The sequence below is a fragment of the Cupriavidus necator N-1 genome, from assembly GCF_000219215.1.
GTDB lineage: Bacteria > Pseudomonadota > Gammaproteobacteria > Burkholderiales > Burkholderiaceae > Cupriavidus > Cupriavidus necator.
Genome location: NC_015726.1, coordinates 1,864,379 through 1,879,999, shown reverse-complemented (window position 1 = coordinate 1,879,999; position 15,621 = coordinate 1,864,379). Strand labels below are relative to the sequence as shown.

Sequence of the window (15,621 nt, the reverse complement as noted above, 5' to 3'; positions counted from 1 at the left end):
CGGTTTATTCCTGCTCGTTTTGCGTGGCCCGGAGCGCTTGTACAAAGGCATGCAGGTGCGCGGGCTCGGCATCGGTGATGGCCCAGAAGTTCATGCCGTGCTGGTGCCAGCGGGCAATCGCGTATCCGTCAGTGGAATAGCTTGCCGGTGCCGATGCGCCGTTCGTCGCCGGCAGGATGTAGAGATCGATCGGATGCTGCTGGTAACGGTAGATCAGTACGCCAACGGTGCGGCGGTCGATATAGTCCACCCGGCCGCCTGCCAGCGGAAAGCCCTGCGCCGCGAGGTCGGTGACCGGCGGCGCATAGTCGAGCCGGCCGTTGAACCACGGTTTGACTGTGTGCTGGTCGGTCGATACCACATCGATCGGGTGCTGCGACAACAGCGCGCGCACGTGGCTCGATACGATCGCCTGCCCCAGTGCATCGGCCTGCGGCGGCCGCACCAGGGTGAGCGCGCCCAACACCAGCGCCGAGGCCGCTACCCCGGCAAGACCGCCGCCTGCCCACGCCAGCGCGCCGCCGGAGGAAAGCGTGGGCCAGGTGAAGCGGGCCATGCGAGAACGCGGTTGGCGCGGCAGTCGGGCCAGCACACGCGCAGGCAGATGCGCCGGCGCGCGGTGATAGAGCGATCCGTCGTGCAGCATGCCGTGCAGCGAGTTTTCCATCGCATCATCATTCATGATTCGCTCCCGTTGAATGACCCCGCACCGGGCGGAGCGCGATGCCGCCAATGCCGCCGCGCACCCTCGCCTGCTCGGCGCGCACTGCCGCGCAGAGCAGGTGACGTGCGCGCGCCAGGCGCGACATCACGGTGCCGATTGGAATGTCGGCAACCAGGGCGATATCGCGATAGCTCATTTCTTCGAGCTCACGCAGGACAAGCACTTCGCGATAGATGACCGGCAAACGTTCGAGCGCGCGGTGGACCAGTTCCACATCGCCGTGGCGCACTGCAAGCGTTTCGGGATTGCTGCCGATATCGTCGATCCAACCCGGCAAGCGCTCGTCGCCATGCAGCGTTTCGTCGTACGGTGTGCCATCGGCGGCATCGGAGCGCCTGCGCCATTCGCTGAACCACGTGTTCCTGACGATGGCCAGCAGCCACGCGCGCGCATTGTCGCCGTGAAAGCCTTCAAAGAACCGAAATGCACGCAGGTAGGCATCCTGCACGATATCGTCCGCATCGCTTGCGCTGCCGCTCAGCCAGCGCGCCAGGTTATAGGCCGCGTCCAGATGCGGTAACGCCACTTCCGAGAAGCGGCTGGACTTGTCGGTTGCGATCACGGTGTTCTCCTGTCCCTGGCCCATGTAAAACCGCCTGACACCGCGATTTATTCCCGGCGCCGCGTTTTTTTTCGGAGGTCGTTCCGGGAATAGAGTCGCGACGCCAGGCGATATACGGAACGGCAGGGTACAACGCCAGGACGAGCCCATGGCGCACGTGGCATTGCCTATGACTCCGTCAGGAAATCCGGAATCACTTGGGTGAGGCGCAGGACGCCAGCAGGATCAAAGTAGAAGTTCATCGTCGCGTACTCCAGGCCATCTTGTGCGAACCGGTAGCCCCAGACCTCGCGGAGCATGCGCGGAAAGCGACTTATCTCAGCGGGCTTCCCGAAGTGAGTCAGGACATCGCGCGTGGTCCATTCGCCGATTCTGGCCCAGCCAAACTCCTCCGCGCTCAGCACCTGCCGGACGCTGACGACCCGCCGGTCGGGACCGATGTCGGCGGCCCATCTGGTCTCGCCTGGCGCGGGATAGAGCCAGCGCCGGGAGCCATCTGGAAATTGATAGATCTCGCGCGGCGCACCCAGCCGGGCTTGAAGCTCTGCCTCGCTGGCGCCGGGCGCCACAGATTGCCATGCCGGGCTCGCGCAACCAGCAGCCAGGGCAACTGCCGCCAGCATGAGGAGGCTGCTTGCAAGGCGCGGGGGTGGCCGCCGGGCGGGCTTCATCGGAAGAACGGGAATCATAATGGGTCTCCGTCAGGAATCATGGAGAGAACTGCCAGCCGGGATGCACGAGCGCAGCACCGGGACGTGACGTCGAGGGCCTCCCTTGCGATTCAGCCTGAATAGAGGTCGCATTGCGCCAGCGTGATGCACGATGTGGTTGTGGCTGTGGCCGGGTCCACTGGCGCGCATCCGCCCGTTGCGAGGGCGAGGTACATGACGCAAAGCACGAGTGTGGTTCTTGCAAGTGGCATGATGGTCTCCTATGTGGCCGCGATCTACGGCACGCAGCAACGCAGGAGCGATGGCGGAACAACGCCACGCGGGCCGAGTCTTCCCGCGCCGCGACGCACCCGCTGCGGCGTTGCCATCCAGTCATGGAGATTCTGGCCCGTGGCGTCCGCCCCTGCGTGCCGGCACCTGTATAACTGCAACTCACGGGAAGCTATTCGAGCGAACTCGGCCTTGATGCAATATTCCCCGAGTTCTGCGGCGACCCCGTATGCGCCTTAGCGCAACAGGTACAGCGAATGTAGCCCCCCATTTGCCCGCTCGCCCGTGCTCGCGATAGCACCCATGGCGTTATCGCGGGAGCAATCCGCTTTGGCGCGGTCTCCCCTTACTACCGCCACCAGCAAACAAAAAGGCGCGGCCCCTTTCGAGAACCGCGCCCAATCCATTTGCTCAGGGACCAGTCAAGCCCAACTTCGCAGCGATACTCTCCGCTGTCGGACGGGCGTACACCTGAAGCATCGCATCCCCACCCGGCCAGCAGTTGGGCGTTCGAACGCCCCCTCGGATTCGGCCCGCTGCAAGGCTGCAACCTTTCGATCAGTTCTATCCGACCCGAAAAAACTCCACGCTCTGCCCCGCATTGACCGCCCGCCGCAGCCAGTCGGGCATCTCGCCCTGCCCGTCCCAACTTTGCCCCGCGGCGTTGCGGTAGCAGACCACTGGTGGTGGCGGTGGCGCTGGGGCGGGTGGCGGCGGTGGCGGAGGGGGCGGCGGATCGAAGCACCCCGCCGCTGCCAACTCCTCCATGGTCAGCCCGTAGTCGGCCATCTCCGCCTGGATCCAGCGGATCGCCGCCGCCCGCTCAGTTTTTGCTGTCATTGCTGTCGTCACTGCTGTCGCTACTGTCATCCGGGTTGGAGGCGGCCGTCGGCGCGCCCTGCTTGTCTTCTTGCTATTCGTCCAGCTTTTCGCCTTGCGCCTGCTTGTCGGTCGGCGCCGGGCCGCCGGCCTTGCGCCGCCGCCCGCTCTCCCGCCCGGGTGGCGCCACCCGCAATTCTGCCAACAACTGGCGCGCCAGCGCCGCTTCGACCTCGGCCCGTTCGGCCCGGCGCTGCGCCGCGCCCAACTTCGCCTGCGCCGCGTCCCGGTCGACGGCTGCCTGGCGCTGCGCCGCTTCGGCGGCCGCGAGCCGCTCGGTGAGCCGCTCAGTGAGCGCCGCGGCCTGGGCCTCGAGCCGTGCGCGGACTTCGGCCTGCACCACGGCCGCGTCGCGGGCCTCGCTGCGCGCCGCCACCAGTTCGCCGCGCAGCTCTTCGGCCGTGCGCTCGCTCTTCTGGCGCGCGGTACGCTCGGCGTCCAGCTCGCGCAGGCTCCGCCGCTCGCTGGCCTCGGCCCGTTCCTGCGCGAGGGTCACCTGCTCGCGGGCGCGCTCCAGCTCGGTCGAGAATTGGGTGCGCAGCTCCGCCAGCTGCCGCCCGGCAGCGTCCAGTTCCGCCCGCCCCGCCTCCAGCCGGGCCTGGGTCGCCGCGTGCGCCTGCCGCTCCGCGGCCAGCTCCGCGTGCACGGCGTCGTGCGCCTGGCGCGCCTCGGCCAGCTGCGCTGAGGTGGCGGCCACCTCCTCCCGGGCTGCCGCGGTCTCGGTCCGCGCCGCGTCGCGCTCGGCCTCGGCGACGCTGGCCGCATGGCGGGCCTCGGCGCGCAGCGTAGCCAGCTCGCCGGTGGCGGCCTCGTTGGCCGCCTGCCAGATGGTCTGGACCGCCCCGGCGGCGATGTCCTTCAACGCATCCGGCAAGTCGGGATGGTCGATGGTGACGCGCGTGCGCCCGCGCAGCTCCTGCCAGAACGCCTGCAGCACCTCAGCGGGCGTGCCCATGCTGCCCTTGCGTACCAGGCTATAGAGCTTGTTCGCGGTGGGCGTGATGCCGTAGCGGAAGAACAGCAGGCCGCAGACCTCGCGGTACAGCGCGCGGGTTTCGGGGAAACGGCTGCGCAGCTCGGCAATGTCGTTGGCCATCGCGGCCTGCAGGGTGGCGACGTTCAGATCCATGTCGGCAGCGGGCATCAGGGCAAAATGAGTGGAGTGACATCAAAATATTACTACGTAATACGTATAAAAACTAATTTCTAGGCGAATACTTTAGACATAACTGCGCTTATGTCTATCATGATGGTATATTGATGCAAAACGATGCGCCCCTGCCGTCACCCGCTCATGGAACTGCTCCCCATTCAACCGGTAGAAAGCCTGCCCGCCCCGCTCCCCATCCCGCTCGAGCGCCTGCGCCTCACCCCGCCGTTGTCTGGTGCCGCCGGCAGTAATCGCGCCCCAGCCACGGCCACACGGATCGCTGCGGCCGACGACCTGGCCGCCGTCACCGCCTGGCTCGCGCGCTATGCCGATAGCGCGGCGACACTCGCCACCTACCGGCGCGAGGTCGAGCGGCTGATCCTGTGGGCGGTCCTGCAACTGGGCAAGCCGCTGTCCTCGCTCACGCACGAAGACCTGCTCGCCTACGAGCGCTTCCTGGCCGACCCGCAACCGGCCGCGCGCTGGGTCCTGAGCGGCAGCAAGAAGCTCGCGCGCAGCCATTCGGACTGGCGCCCCTTTGCCGGGTCGTTGTCGGCCGGCAGCGTGCGCCAGGCGATGGTAATCCTGAACGCCCTCTTCGCCTGGCTGACCGAGGCCGGCTACCTGGCTGGCAACCCGCTCGCGCTCGCCCGCCGCCGGCGCACGCCCACCAGGCCGCGCATCACGCGCTACCTGAGCCATGACTGGTGGGCGACCGTGAAAGACACCGTCGCGGCGATGCCGACCGCCACCGCGCGCGAGCGCCTGCATGCGGCGCGCTGCCGATGGATACTGACCGTGCTCTATCTGGGTGGCTTGCGCGCGTCCGAATTGACAGCCACGACCATGGGTGCGTTCTTCTGCCGGCGCGATGCCCAAGGCATCGAGCGCTGGTGGCTGGAGGTGACCGGCAAGGGCAACAAGGTGCGCCTGGTACCGGCCACCGACGAGCTCATCGCCGAGCTGGCGCGCTACCGCCGCGCCCACGGACTGCCGCCTAACCCGCAGCCTGGGGAAACGCGCCCGTTGGTGCTGTCGGTGATCGGCCGTGAGACGGGCCGCGAGAAGGCCCTGTCACGCGGGGCCCTGCACCTGATTCTGAAAGAGGTGTTCGGCATGGCGGCCGAGCGCCTGCGGGCGCGCGGGCCCGAGTGGGAGGCGCAGGCCGATGTCCTGGCCAGCGCCTCGGCGCACTGGCTGCGCCACACCGCCGGCTCGCACATGACCGACCAGCAGGTCGACCTGCGTTTCGTGCGCGACAACTTTGGCCATGCCTCGATCGCCACCACCAGCGCTTACCTGCACAGCGAAGAGGATGCGCGACACGCGGCGACGCAGGAGCGGCACCGGATCGGCTGGACCAGCAAGACCTAGGATGAGCCCGCATCGCAACATCGCATAGCCGTCTATCGTCACGGTACCATCGAGGCAAGCTCCCTGCATTGCGACTTTCCCTCCCGCCCAAGCGCCACCACCACGCTATTCAAGCCATGAACCCATATCGCTACAGCGACAGTGAAATTGCCGCCGTCTATCGCGTCATCCGGGAGCGTCGCGACATGCGCCACTTTCGGCCGGACCCGCTCGATCCTGCATTGCTGGAACGCTTGTTGCACGCTGCGCATCTCGCCCCCAGCGTCGGCTTCATGCAACCCTGGCGCTTCATCCGCATCACTGACAGGAGCCTGAGAACGCAGGTCCACGCGCTGGTCGATGCCGAACGCCAGCGCACCGCGATCGCCCTGGGCGAACGCGAGGACGAGTTCATGCGACTCAAGGTAGAGGGCATCCTGGACTGCGGGGAAGTCCTGGTGGCGGCGCTGATGGATGGACGTGAGCGGCATATCTTCGGTCGGCGCACCATGCCGGACATGGATCTCGCTTCGGTGGCCTGCGCCATCCAGAACCTCTGGCTTGCTGCGCGCGCGGAGGGAATCGGCGTGGGCTGGGTTTCCTTGTTCGACCCGGAACAGCTTGGCCGGCTGCTGCGGCTGCCGCCCGGTGCCCGGCCAGTGGCTGTGCTGTGCCTCGGCCAGGTCGACACCTTCTATGAGAAGCCGATGCTGGAACAGGAAGACTGGGCCAGACGGCAATCCCTGGACGAGATGGTGTTCGAGAATGGCTGGACCACCCCCCCCAATCGCCCGGGCTGATGATTGATCCGGCAATTGTGTTCTTAGAAATCTGGCCGGCCAGGAGGCCGGGCACGTCCGAGCGGAGGATGCAAAACCTGCGCAGCAACTGCAAGCAAGGCGTACGCCAACGGCGCGACCCAAACCGTCGAAGACGTCGTCACCACGCTGAATCGGGACAAGAGCTCTCAGCAAGGCGGAAGGCACATCCGCACGCCAAGCGAATGGCATTTCCGCACCGATCGCGGACCGTATCCGAGAATGACGCCCATCCTGAGCGCGGCCCTACTCTTCCCGCCAGGCATGCTGTTCCCTGGCCACAGCCTCGCCGCGATCTTGGCCGCATGGGCCGCTGCCTGTTCGAGCCAAGGCGCGTGTGCCTTGGGAACGACCAGCATCGTCAACCCCAGTTCGTCCATCACACGCAAGGCGTGCTCGAGATTGACGCCCTTGCCGTTCTCCAGCTTGGACAGCATGCCGATGGAGACCCCGCAATGCCTTGCCGCCTGGTGCACGCTCGGCCTGGCGGATCGTCCCACGGGATTCGGCAGCCTGCTGGCGGGCAATTTCGAGAAGGGAGCATACCTCCCTTGACGAGGTGAGCCAGCGCTTCTCAGTCGCGCTGGCCGGATGGTCGCGCAGCATCCAGCAGTGCCCTGGCCTGCTGCCACTCAGCGGTGTCGAACCCTTCCGTGAAGGACTCATGCAGGCCGGCCAGCATCTGCCGCGCAACTTCCGCATTGTCCTGGTCTTGCCATAGCCGAGCCAGACCCAGCGCCGCGCGCAGCTCGAGCGACTTCGCGCCTTGCTGGCGGCCGATGGCGATGGACCGATGAAAGCACGCTGCCGCCGCTTCGGGGTCAGCAGCCCCGTCCGGGCGATGGAGAAGCAGTTCCGCCTGGAGCCGATGCAACTCCGCTTCAAAGAAACGTTCCCCCGTGTTGCCGACCGTGGCCAGCGCGTCAGCCAGCACGTCCAGTCCCGCCTGCGCCTGGCCGGCGTTCTGGTAGGTTTGGGCCAGCAGGGCCAGAAAATAAGGCCGCCCCAGCTCGGCGCCCGTGGCCTGGTAGGCGGCCAGGCCCTCGCGTATCTGGGCAATGCCCTCCTCACTGCTCCCCTGCTCGGCCAGCGCCCAGCCCCGCAAGATGGTTCCCCATGCGAGCCAGAACGGAAATCCTTGCTCGGTCGAGAGCGTGATGGTGGCGTCGGCGCACTCCCGGGCCAGTTGTGTCTCATGCCGCAGCTGATGCAATTCGGCGGCAAAGGCCAGGCCGAGAGCGAGGCTGAAAGGATGAGAAAGCCTGCGGGCCAGCGCCAGCGCCTCTTGGGCAGCCTTGCTGGCCTGAGCCGGAAAGCCCTGCAGCCATAAGACCCATCCCAGAAGGCAGAGGCCACGGACCCCATGGTCCATCTCATAGAGTGCGTTATGGGCCTGACGCCGTTCAGGGTCATAGTGGGCAAGCCCCCGCTCCAGGTGCGCCCGGGCCTGGTGGAACTTGCCCAGAAAGAGCGACGATCCTCCCAGCGCGATATGAGCGTGCTCGAGCAGCACCGGGTCTTGCGCGTTCTCAGCCAACTCGAGCAGCGCCTCCCCTAATTCATACGCCGTGTGATGCTGCGCACGAAGTGAAAAGAAAGTGCGCAATCCCAACTTCACCTGGAACAGCTGCGGGGTTTCACCACCGTGTTCGCACAAGGTCAGGGCTCGGGCATAGTTGGCCTCCACCTCCGACGAGGCATAACCTCTCGCAGCAATCAAGGCTGGGCCAAGGGTGACGCGCAAGGCAAGATCCTGGCGCGCGCGTTCGGGCGCGTCGGGCAGGCGCTTGAGCAACTCCAGCGCCGTACTCAGGTGACGGATGGCGTCAAGATGCGCCGAACGCTCAACGGCCTGACGCCCGGCGCAATGCAGGTACTCCACCGCCTTGGGGATATTGCCGCTGAGACTGTAGTGATGTGCCAGTTCGCTGCAGTGGTCTCTCAAGTGATGCCGGAAGAGGATCTCGATGGCCCGGCCTGTGCGCTCATGTAACGCGCCGCGCTGTTCCGAGAGCAGAGAGTGGCCTGCGACTTCCTGGGTGAGGGCGTGCTTGAACGCATACTCGACTTCCGGGAATGCCGGCCGCCCGTAGATAAACTCTCCCGCCTGCAGGCCGGCCAGCAGTGGATAGAGGCGCTCCTCGGACTGCCCGGTGACCTGCCGGATCAGGCTCAAGGGGAATTCCTTGCCGATCACGGCCAGGGTCTGCAGCAGTTCCTTCTGCGCGAGTGGCAGCCGGTCCATGCGCGCCGCGAGCACGCCCTGTACCGTGGTCGGAATATGCAGCGCGGCCGGGGTCTTTTCGATACGGTAATGGCCGGGTTCACCGAGCAGCGCCTTTTCCTCGGCCAGAGTCTGGACGACCTCCTCCAAGAAAAAGGGATTGCCCTCGGTTTTTTCGAGGATAAGCTGCCTGAGCGGCGCGAGGCTGGGGTCATTGCCCAGCAAGTCGCCGAGCAAGCCTTGCGCCTCGGCTGGACCGAGGGGGGCGAGCCGCAATGCGGTGCCATTGTCCTTGTGCCCCCACGCGCACTGATACTCGGGGCGGTAGTTCACAAGCAGCAGCATCCGGGCCTGCGCCATTCGCTCGATGAAGTAAGCGAGGAAGGCTTCGGTCTCGCTGTCCAGCCACTGAAGGTCCTCGAACAGCAACTCGACGGGCTGATTAAGGCTCTCTCGCACCAGAAGACGCGTGATGGCCTCGAACGTGCGCTCGCGCCGAAGGCTGGCACCCATGTCCGCCAGCGCCGAGCCGAGCTCGCTGATGCCCAGCAGATACAGCAGGTAAGGCATGACGTCTTCAAGACTGCGCTCCAGCGTGACGATCTTGCCCGCGACCTTCTCGTGGCAGCGCCGCTTGTCGTCCTGAGCGGTGAGCTGGAAATAATTCCTCAGGAGTTCGATGAGCGGCAAATAAGCAAAGGCTTTGCCGTGCGACACCGAGAAGGTCTCCAGCACCAGGCAGGCGCTCTGCGAGCGCGCCTTGAACTCGTGGAACAGCCGCGACTTGCCGACCCCGGCCTCCCCCACCACCGCGACGATCTGCCCGTGTCCGGCGGTGGACTGGTCCAGCGCCAGGTGCAGCGCCTCCAGTTCGGCTGCGCGGCCCACGAAGCGGGCCAGGCCGCGGTGCGCTGCCACTTGCAAGCGCGTACGCAATGCCCCCAGACCAAGCACTTCATAGACCGCGAGCGGCTCGGGGATGCCTTTGACCTGGGCCTCTCCCAGCGCCTTGAACTCGAAGTACCCCTGCGCGAGCTTGTGGGAGGTTTCGCTCACGAGAATGGACGAGGGCGCGGCCATCGTCTCCATCCGCGCAGCAATGTGGATCGTGTGCCCCACCGGGTCATAGTCGGTGTGCAGGTCGTCCTTGCGGATCGAGCGCACGACTACCTCGCCCGTGTGGACGCCCACCCGGATCTGCAGCGAGATGCCCTGCTCCAGCCGCAGCTTGTCGCTGTGCCGGTGCATTGCCTCCTGCATGCGCAGCGCCGCGTACAGCGCGCGCTGGGTATGGTCCTCATGGGCGATGGGCGCACCGAACAGCGCGAGGATGCCGTCGCCCAACGACTTGGCCACGTAGCCCTCGTAGTAATGCACGGCCTCCATCATCAGCTCGATGACGGGGGTAATCAGGCGGTTTGCCTCTTCCGGGTCCCGGTCGTGGATCAGTGCGGTCGAGCCCGCCATGTCGGCAAACAGCACGGTGATGGTCTTGCGTTCGCCGGCGGTCTCTCCCCGGGCTTCCAGCGCCGCCTGCTCGGCCCGGATGCGCTCGGCCAGGTGCGGTGGAGTGTAATGAACGGGGGCGGCGGACGAGGCTTGCGGTATTTCGCTGACGGGCTCGCCGCAAGCGTTGCAGAAGCGCGCCGCCGGGCTCAGTTCGTGGCCACAGCGCGGGCAGAGGCGCGCCAGCCGGTTGCCGCATTGCTCACAAAAATTGGCGCCAATGGCATTCTCAAACCCGCAAATTGTGCAGCGCGCCATGGGAGCCTCCCCGGACTTCCTCCGGGTAAATTAAACGCCCCATTGCCTTTCATCGCAAGACCGACTCGTCTCTGCATGATCGCCTGGATCGGGCTGAGCGTTGCACGGCGCACTTGGGGCGCTCCTCTGCCCTGCCTACTCTCTCAAGGTCTCGATGATCTGTTCGCGCAGCCACTGGTTTCATGCCAGTGCACCGTGACTTCGACCTCGGGAATCTTGACGGGCAATGGTCCAGCGCTTAACTGCACAGCGAAGAGGATGCGCGACACGCGGCGACGCAGGAGCGGCATCGTATCGGCTGGAGCAACAAGGCTTCAGGCAAGGCTTAAGGCGTATCCTCGCGCTGGACCTCTCCCTCCATCGCCCCTGTCCCTGCACCCGGCTTAACCCAGCGCACGCACCGAACTGCTGATGGCACGCGCACTCTGCAGCAACGGCGGCGCCAGCCGCGCCTGCGCCTCTTCCAACGACCACCGGCTGGTGGGCGCGACCACATGGATGGCGCCAAGCGGCCGTCCGTTGCCGGCGATCACCGGCGCGGCAAGCGTCATGTCGCCGTGAAACAATTCTTCGCAATTGATCGCATAGCCGCGCTGTCGCGCTTCACGCAGCGTCGCCACGATTTCTGCGACATCCGTGCGGGTATGCGGCGTGTGCGCGACGCGTTCCGAGCGCTCGATCAGCGTCAGCGCCTCGCCTTCCGGCAAAGCGCTCAGGTAAGCGCGGCCGGAGCCGGTGCAGTACATGGGGATGCGGCTGCCGATCGGCATGTGCACCGGCACGAACTGGGCGCTGACAAAGCGCGCGACATAGACCATGTCCGCTTGGTCCGGCTCCGTCAGGCAGGTGGTTTCCGTCGTCAGCTTGGTCAGTTCCGACAGGAATGGATTGGCCACGTCGATCAGCGGATCGGCGGCCAGGTAATTGAATCCGATCCGCATCACCCGCGGCGTCAACTGATAGCGCCGTGTCTTGGGATGTTTGCGCAGGTAGCCCAGGTGCTCCAGCGTGAAGACCATGCGCTGGGCGGAACTCTTGGTGATCCCAGCCGCCTCGGCAACCTCGCCGATGGTCATGGTGCGCCGCACGGCGCTGAAGGCGGCCAGCACGGCCAGCCCTTTTTCCAGCGACTGGTTGAACAGCAGGCTGCCCGCTTCTTCGACCGGGGGATGAGAGTCTGGCATCACGTAGAACCTCAGGATTGATGTCATAAGAATCGCATATCGATTCGTCTGAAGCAACTAGTGGTTTTTATCTATTACGAATTGATCGAAGCGGATCGAATATTGGCATGCAGGTTGCGTAAACCGCGAAACGCGCACCTTGGCGCGCCCCCTGACCCCCAAGCTAGGAGTGTTCCCATGTCTATCGCCACCATTTCTCGCCGCGCTGCACTGGTTCTGTGCGTGGCCGGCACCGTTTCGACCGCTTCGTTCGCCTGGGCTCAGGGAGGCGCACCAACCTACAATGTGGGCGCGACAGCCACAGGCGTGCCGTTTACGTTCCTCGATGTGAAGACCAACAGCATCCAGGGCATGATGGTCGACACGGTGACCGCCGTGGGCAAGGCTGGCGGCTTCAACGTCAATGTGCAGCAAACCGCGTTCGCGGCACTGATTCCTTCGCTGACCTCCAGCAAGATCGACATCATCTCGGCGGCGATGCTCAAGACGCCCGCGCGGCAGCAAGTGGTGGATTTCAGCGAGCCGGTCTATTCCTACGGCGAGGGGCTGGTCGTCAAGAGCGAGGACAACAAGGCCTACACCACGCTGGACGAGCTAAAGGGCGAGATCGTCGGCGCGCAGGTCGGCACGGTATTCCTCGACATGCTCAACAAGAAGGGCATCTTCAAGGAAGTGCGCAGCTACGACTCGATTGCGGACATGACGCGCGACCTGGCGCTTGGCCGCATCAAGGCAGGCCTGGGGGACCAGCCACTGATCGCCTACCAGTTTCGCCAGCACACGTTCCCTGGCGTCAAGCTCGCCACCAGCTACAAGCCGGTCAATGTGGGCGACGTCTGCCTGGTGGTCCGCAAGGGTGACACCGAAACGCTGGCAAAGCTCAACAAGGCCATCGCGCAGATCAAGGCCGACGGCACGCTGGCGAAGATCGTGCAGAAATGGGGGCTGTAACCGCCATGGACGGCGCAACGTTCCTCAACCACGCGCGCGAGTTCCTGCCGATCCTGCTTCAGGGCGCGGTGGTCACGGTACAGGTGACCGTGCTGTCGTTCCTGCTCAGCAGTGTTATCGGGCTGGGGCTGGCGCTGATGAAGCTGTCTCCCGTCAGGGTGCTGTCAAACGGGGCGGCGGCGGCGATCAATGTGATCCGCGGCCTGCCGATCATCGTCCAGCTTTTCTACATCTACTTCGTGCTGCCGGATGCGGGTATCCAACTCACCGCCTTCCAGGCGGGCGTGATCGGGCTTGGCATCGCCTACTCCGCCTACCAGGCCGAGAACTTCCGCGCCGGCATCGAGGCCGTCGATCCTGGGCAGCGCGAGGCGGCGCAGGCGATGGGCATGCGCGGACCGCTCATCATGCGCCGCGTGATCCTGCCGCAGGCGTTCCGCATCGCGCTGCCGCCCTATGGCAATACGCTGGTGATGATGCTCAAGGACTCGTCGCTCGTTTCCACCATCACAGTGGCGGAGATGACGCGCGCGGGCCAGCTGATCGCTTCGTCGACGTTCCAGAACATGACGGTCTACACGCTGGTGGCCCTGCTCTACTTGCTGATGAGCCTGCCGCTCGTCTATGGCCTGCGCCGCCTGGAGCAGCGCTTCGGTGCCGGAAGGAAGAAACCATGATCGACATCCAGAACCTGCAGAAGCACTTCGGCGATCACCACGTGCTGCGCGGCGTGGGCCTGCATGTCAGCAAAGGCGAGGTGGTCTGCCTGATCGGCCCGTCCGGCTCCGGCAAATCCACCGTCCTGCGCTGCATCAACGGGCTGGAATCGTATGACGGCGGCGAGATCCGCGCGTTCGGGGAGCGCGTGGACCGGGACAGCAAGGACATCCATCGGCTGCGCAGCCGCATGGGCATGGTGTTCCAGCGCTTCAACCTGTTTCCGCATCGCACGGTGCTCGAGAACGTGATGGAAGGCCCGGTCTACGTGAGAGGCGAGAGCCGCGACAAAGCGCGCGCCGATGCGATGAGCCTGCTCGACAAGGTCGGGCTGGCGGCAAAGGCACAGGCGCACCCGGCACAACTCTCCGGCGGCCAGCAGCAGCGCGTGGCGATCGCCCGCGCACTGGCGATGAAGCCCGAGGCCATGTTGTTCGATGAGCCGACCTCGGCCCTCGACCCCGAACTGGTCGGCGACGTGCTTGAGGTCATGCGCGACCTCGCGCGCGAAGGCATGACCATGATCGTGGTCACGCATGAGATGGGCTTTGCGCGGGAAGTGGCCGACCGTGTCTGCTTCCTGCACAGCGGCACCATCGTCGAAGAAGGCCCCGCGGCGCAGGTACTGGGCGCGCCGCGCCAGCCGCGCACGCAGGACTTCCTGCGCCGCGTGCTGCACAAGCCGGCCGAGGCGACGGGAGATCTCGCCCTATGATCCCCACCAAGTCCGCGCCGGGCCAGCCAGCCTGCGCCGCCCCGCTGCCGCCGTCGCTGTGGGCCGCCACCGCCCCGCCCGCCCCCGCCACGCCCCCATTGCGGGACTCGAGGACGGTCAACGTGCTCGTGATCGGCGGCGGCTACACCGGCCTGTCGACGGCGTTGCACCTCGCCGAGGCCGGCGCCCAGGTGTGCGTGGTCGAAGCCAATGAGCCTGGCTGGGGCGCATCGGGGCGCAACGGCGGGCAAGTCAATCCCACCCTGAAGCACGATCCGGACGAACTGGTCCGGATGCTTGGCGGCGAGCGCGCCGAACCCCTGATCGACGCCGTTTCGCGCTCCGCCGACCTGGTGTTCGACCTGATCGCCCGCCACGGCATTGACTGCCAGCCGGTGCGCAGCGGCTGGCTGCAGCTCTCCTATTCGCCCGGGGCCGTGCCGGCCATGCACGCTCGAGCGCGCCAGTGGGAACGTCGTGGCGCCCCCGTCGAGATGCTTGACCAGGCGGAAGTGGCGCGGCGCGTCGGGACGCAGGCGTTCGCAGGCGGCTGGCTCGATGGCCGCGCAGGTGGCATCCAGCCGCTGGCCTACGCGCGCGGGCTGGTCCGGGCTGCGCAGCAAGCGGGAGCCGCCATCCATGGCAGCAGCGGCGTCACGGCGCTGGCGCGGCAAGGTGCCAAGTGGGTGGCGAACATTGCGACGGGCGCGACAGTCACTGCCGACCGCGTGGTGATTGCCACCAACGGCTATACCGGTTCGCTCTGGCCCGGCCTGCAGCAGACGCTGCTCAGCGCCAACAGTTTTATCGTGGCCACACGCCCGCTCGAAGGCGAGAATGCCCGGGCCATCCTGGCACGCGGCGAGACGGCGTCGACCTCGCAACGCCTGCTGCTTTACTTCCGCAAGGACCACGCCGGACGGCTGCTGATGGGAGGCCGCGGTTTTTTCGCCGATCCGCGCCACCCACAGGACTTTGCCCATCTGGAGCGCTCGCTGGCGCTGCTGTTCCCGCAGCTAGGGCCGCTGGAATTTGAGTACCGCTGGGCGGGCCGCATCGCCGTCACCCGCGACTTCATGCCGCATATCCACGAACCGGCCCCAGGTGTGACGATTGCGGTGGGCTGCAACGGTCGGGGCATCGCACTGTGTACGAGCTTCGGAAAGCATCTGGCAGCTAGGCTGACGTCAAATGGTGAGCCATTTCCCTACCCGCTTTCGCCTCTGGCACCGATTCCGCTGCATGGCCTGCAGCGCTTCTATATTGCCGCGGGGGTCGCCTGGTACAGCTTGCTCGACAAGTTTGGCTGACAAGGCGACGTGTCCGCCCTGCCCCGGGGCCGGCCGCTGTATCGCGCTCGAACCGCGGAAACGTGGGAGCGTACGGGAAGGCCATACGCTCAGCTCGGTGGGAAGGCGCTTGATCTTCGGCCGCGTAGACCAAACCAAAAAAATGTCACAACTTCGTGGGTAAAACTGTCACTTCAAGCTGCCCACGACGCCGATAGAGAAAAACCCCCTATGGCACGCCAAGTGAAATTTTCACCGGCAAAGCCCTGCTGGGTGTCAATAAGGGACGCGCTACCCGATGGACGTGTCGGACGAGGAATGGAGCTCTCCGCGAGGGTCAGGCCTAGGTC

13 protein-coding genes and 1 pseudogene are annotated in these 15,621 nt (G+C 65.8%); 6 read left to right on the top strand and 8 right to left on the bottom strand.

The features are described from left to right. Positions 1 to 4: 4 nt before the first annotated feature. The 5 genes and pseudogenes from CNE_RS08875 to CNE_RS08855 all read right to left on the bottom strand — a co-directional run bounded on the left by CNE_RS08875 (position 5) and on the right by CNE_RS08855 (position 4,250). Complete coding sequence (locus CNE_RS08875) at positions 5 to 667, bottom strand: anti-sigma factor family protein (protein ID WP_041228392.1); 663 nt, start codon at positions 665 to 667, stop codon at positions 5 to 7. Positions 668 to 674: 7 nt separating this feature from the next. Further along, a complete protein-coding gene (locus CNE_RS08870) occupies positions 675 to 1,286 on the bottom strand; it encodes an RNA polymerase sigma factor (protein ID WP_013956789.1) in 612 nt (203 codons plus the stop codon). 167 nt (positions 1,287 to 1,453) lie between these two features. Beyond that, positions 1,454 to 1,909, bottom strand: coding sequence for a dethiobiotin synthetase (locus CNE_RS08865; protein WP_238553072.1), 456 nt, complete (start codon positions 1,907 to 1,909; stop codon positions 1,454 to 1,456). Positions 1,910 to 2,791: 882 nt separating this feature from the next. Then, positions 2,792 to 3,067 carry an H-NS family nucleoid-associated regulatory protein gene (locus tag CNE_RS08860; RefSeq protein ID WP_013956787.1) on the bottom strand — a complete coding sequence of 92 codons (276 nt, stop codon included), beginning with the start codon at positions 3,065 to 3,067 and terminating at the stop codon, positions 2,792 to 2,794. After that, positions 3,051 to 4,250: pseudogene (locus CNE_RS08855) on the bottom strand (DNA-binding protein). The gene CNE_RS08860 and the pseudogene CNE_RS08855 overlap by 17 nt, the downstream one beginning before the upstream one ends. 150 nt (positions 4,251 to 4,400) lie before the next feature. Here CNE_RS08855 and CNE_RS08850 point away from each other — a divergent pair. Both CNE_RS08850 and bluB read left to right on the top strand, forming a co-directional pair. Then, complete coding sequence (locus tag CNE_RS08850; RefSeq protein WP_041227924.1) at positions 4,401 to 5,630, top strand: tyrosine-type recombinase/integrase; 1,230 nt, start codon at positions 4,401 to 4,403, stop codon at positions 5,628 to 5,630. A 116-nt stretch (positions 5,631 to 5,746) separates the two neighbouring features. Beyond that, entirely contained in the window at positions 5,747 to 6,409 is a 663-nt protein-coding gene (bluB, locus tag CNE_RS08845; RefSeq protein ID WP_013956784.1) for a 5,6-dimethylbenzimidazole synthase, read from the top strand. A 167-nt stretch (positions 6,410 to 6,576) separates the two neighbouring features. Here the strand turns inward: bluB and CNE_RS38925 are convergent, their stop codons facing one another. The 3 genes from CNE_RS38925 to CNE_RS08830 form a co-directional block, all read right to left on the bottom strand. Then, positions 6,577 to 6,864, bottom strand: coding sequence for a hypothetical protein (locus tag CNE_RS38925; RefSeq protein ID WP_238553071.1), 288 nt, complete (start codon positions 6,862 to 6,864; stop codon positions 6,577 to 6,579). Between the two features lie 137 nt (positions 6,865 to 7,001). Further along, positions 7,002 to 10,415: an adenylate/guanylate cyclase domain-containing protein gene (locus CNE_RS08835; RefSeq protein WP_013956782.1), complete on the bottom strand. Its 3,414-nt coding sequence runs from the start codon at positions 10,413 to 10,415 to the stop codon at positions 7,002 to 7,004. Between the two features lie 383 nt (positions 10,416 to 10,798). Further along, complete coding sequence (locus CNE_RS08830; protein WP_013956781.1) at positions 10,799 to 11,599, bottom strand: IclR family transcriptional regulator; 801 nt, start codon at positions 11,597 to 11,599, stop codon at positions 10,799 to 10,801. Between the two features lie 177 nt (positions 11,600 to 11,776). Between CNE_RS08830 and CNE_RS08825 the strand changes: the two genes are divergently transcribed. From CNE_RS08825 to CNE_RS08810, 4 genes are read left to right on the top strand one after another with little or no spacing between them, the layout of a single operon-like run. After that, complete coding sequence (locus CNE_RS08825; RefSeq protein ID WP_013956780.1) at positions 11,777 to 12,550, top strand: ABC transporter substrate-binding protein; 774 nt, start codon at positions 11,777 to 11,779, stop codon at positions 12,548 to 12,550. 5 nt (positions 12,551 to 12,555) lie between these two features. Beyond that, a complete protein-coding gene (locus CNE_RS08820) occupies positions 12,556 to 13,227 on the top strand; it encodes an amino acid ABC transporter permease (protein ID WP_013956779.1) in 672 nt (223 codons plus the stop codon). Next, complete coding sequence (locus CNE_RS08815; protein ID WP_013956778.1) at positions 13,224 to 13,982, top strand: amino acid ABC transporter ATP-binding protein; 759 nt, start codon at positions 13,224 to 13,226, stop codon at positions 13,980 to 13,982. Before CNE_RS08820 ends, CNE_RS08815 begins: the two co-directional genes overlap by 4 nt. After that, on the top strand, positions 13,979 to 15,292 hold the full coding sequence (locus tag CNE_RS08810; protein ID WP_013956777.1) for an NAD(P)/FAD-dependent oxidoreductase: 1,314 nt from the start codon (positions 13,979 to 13,981) through the stop codon (positions 15,290 to 15,292). Before CNE_RS08815 ends, CNE_RS08810 begins: the two co-directional genes overlap by 4 nt. Positions 15,293 to 15,621 lie beyond the last annotated feature (329 nt).

Excerpts from the sequence above, each read along its gene's own strand:
- CNE_RS08875 (WP_041228392.1), bottom strand. The coding sequence starts at position 667 with ATGGAAAACTCGCTGCACGGCATGCTGCACGACGGATCGCTCTATCAC.
- CNE_RS08865 (WP_238553072.1), bottom strand. The coding sequence starts at position 1,909 with ATGCTGGCGGCAGTTGCCCTGGCTGCTGGTTGCGCGAGCCCGGCATGG.
- CNE_RS08860 (WP_013956787.1), bottom strand. The coding sequence starts at position 3,067 with ATGACAGCAAAAACTGAGCGGGCGGCGGCGATCCGCTGGATCCAGGCG.
- CNE_RS08850 (WP_041227924.1), top strand. The coding sequence starts at position 4,401 with ATGGAACTGCTCCCCATTCAACCGGTAGAAAGCCTGCCCGCCCCGCTC.
- bluB (WP_013956784.1), top strand. The coding sequence starts at position 5,747 with ATGAACCCATATCGCTACAGCGACAGTGAAATTGCCGCCGTCTATCGC.
- CNE_RS38925 (WP_238553071.1), bottom strand. The coding sequence starts at position 6,864 with ATGCTGTCCAAGCTGGAGAACGGCAAGGGCGTCAATCTCGAGCACGCC.
- CNE_RS08835 (WP_013956782.1), bottom strand. The coding sequence starts at position 10,415 with ATGGCGCGCTGCACAATTTGCGGGTTTGAGAATGCCATTGGCGCCAAT.
- CNE_RS08830 (WP_013956781.1), bottom strand. The coding sequence starts at position 11,599 with ATGCCAGACTCTCATCCCCCGGTCGAAGAAGCGGGCAGCCTGCTGTTC.
- CNE_RS08825 (WP_013956780.1), top strand. The coding sequence starts at position 11,777 with ATGTCTATCGCCACCATTTCTCGCCGCGCTGCACTGGTTCTGTGCGTG.
- CNE_RS08820 (WP_013956779.1), top strand. The coding sequence starts at position 12,556 with ATGGACGGCGCAACGTTCCTCAACCACGCGCGCGAGTTCCTGCCGATC.
- CNE_RS08815 (WP_013956778.1), top strand. The coding sequence starts at position 13,224 with ATGATCGACATCCAGAACCTGCAGAAGCACTTCGGCGATCACCACGTG.
- CNE_RS08810 (WP_013956777.1), top strand. The coding sequence starts at position 13,979 with ATGATCCCCACCAAGTCCGCGCCGGGCCAGCCAGCCTGCGCCGCCCCG.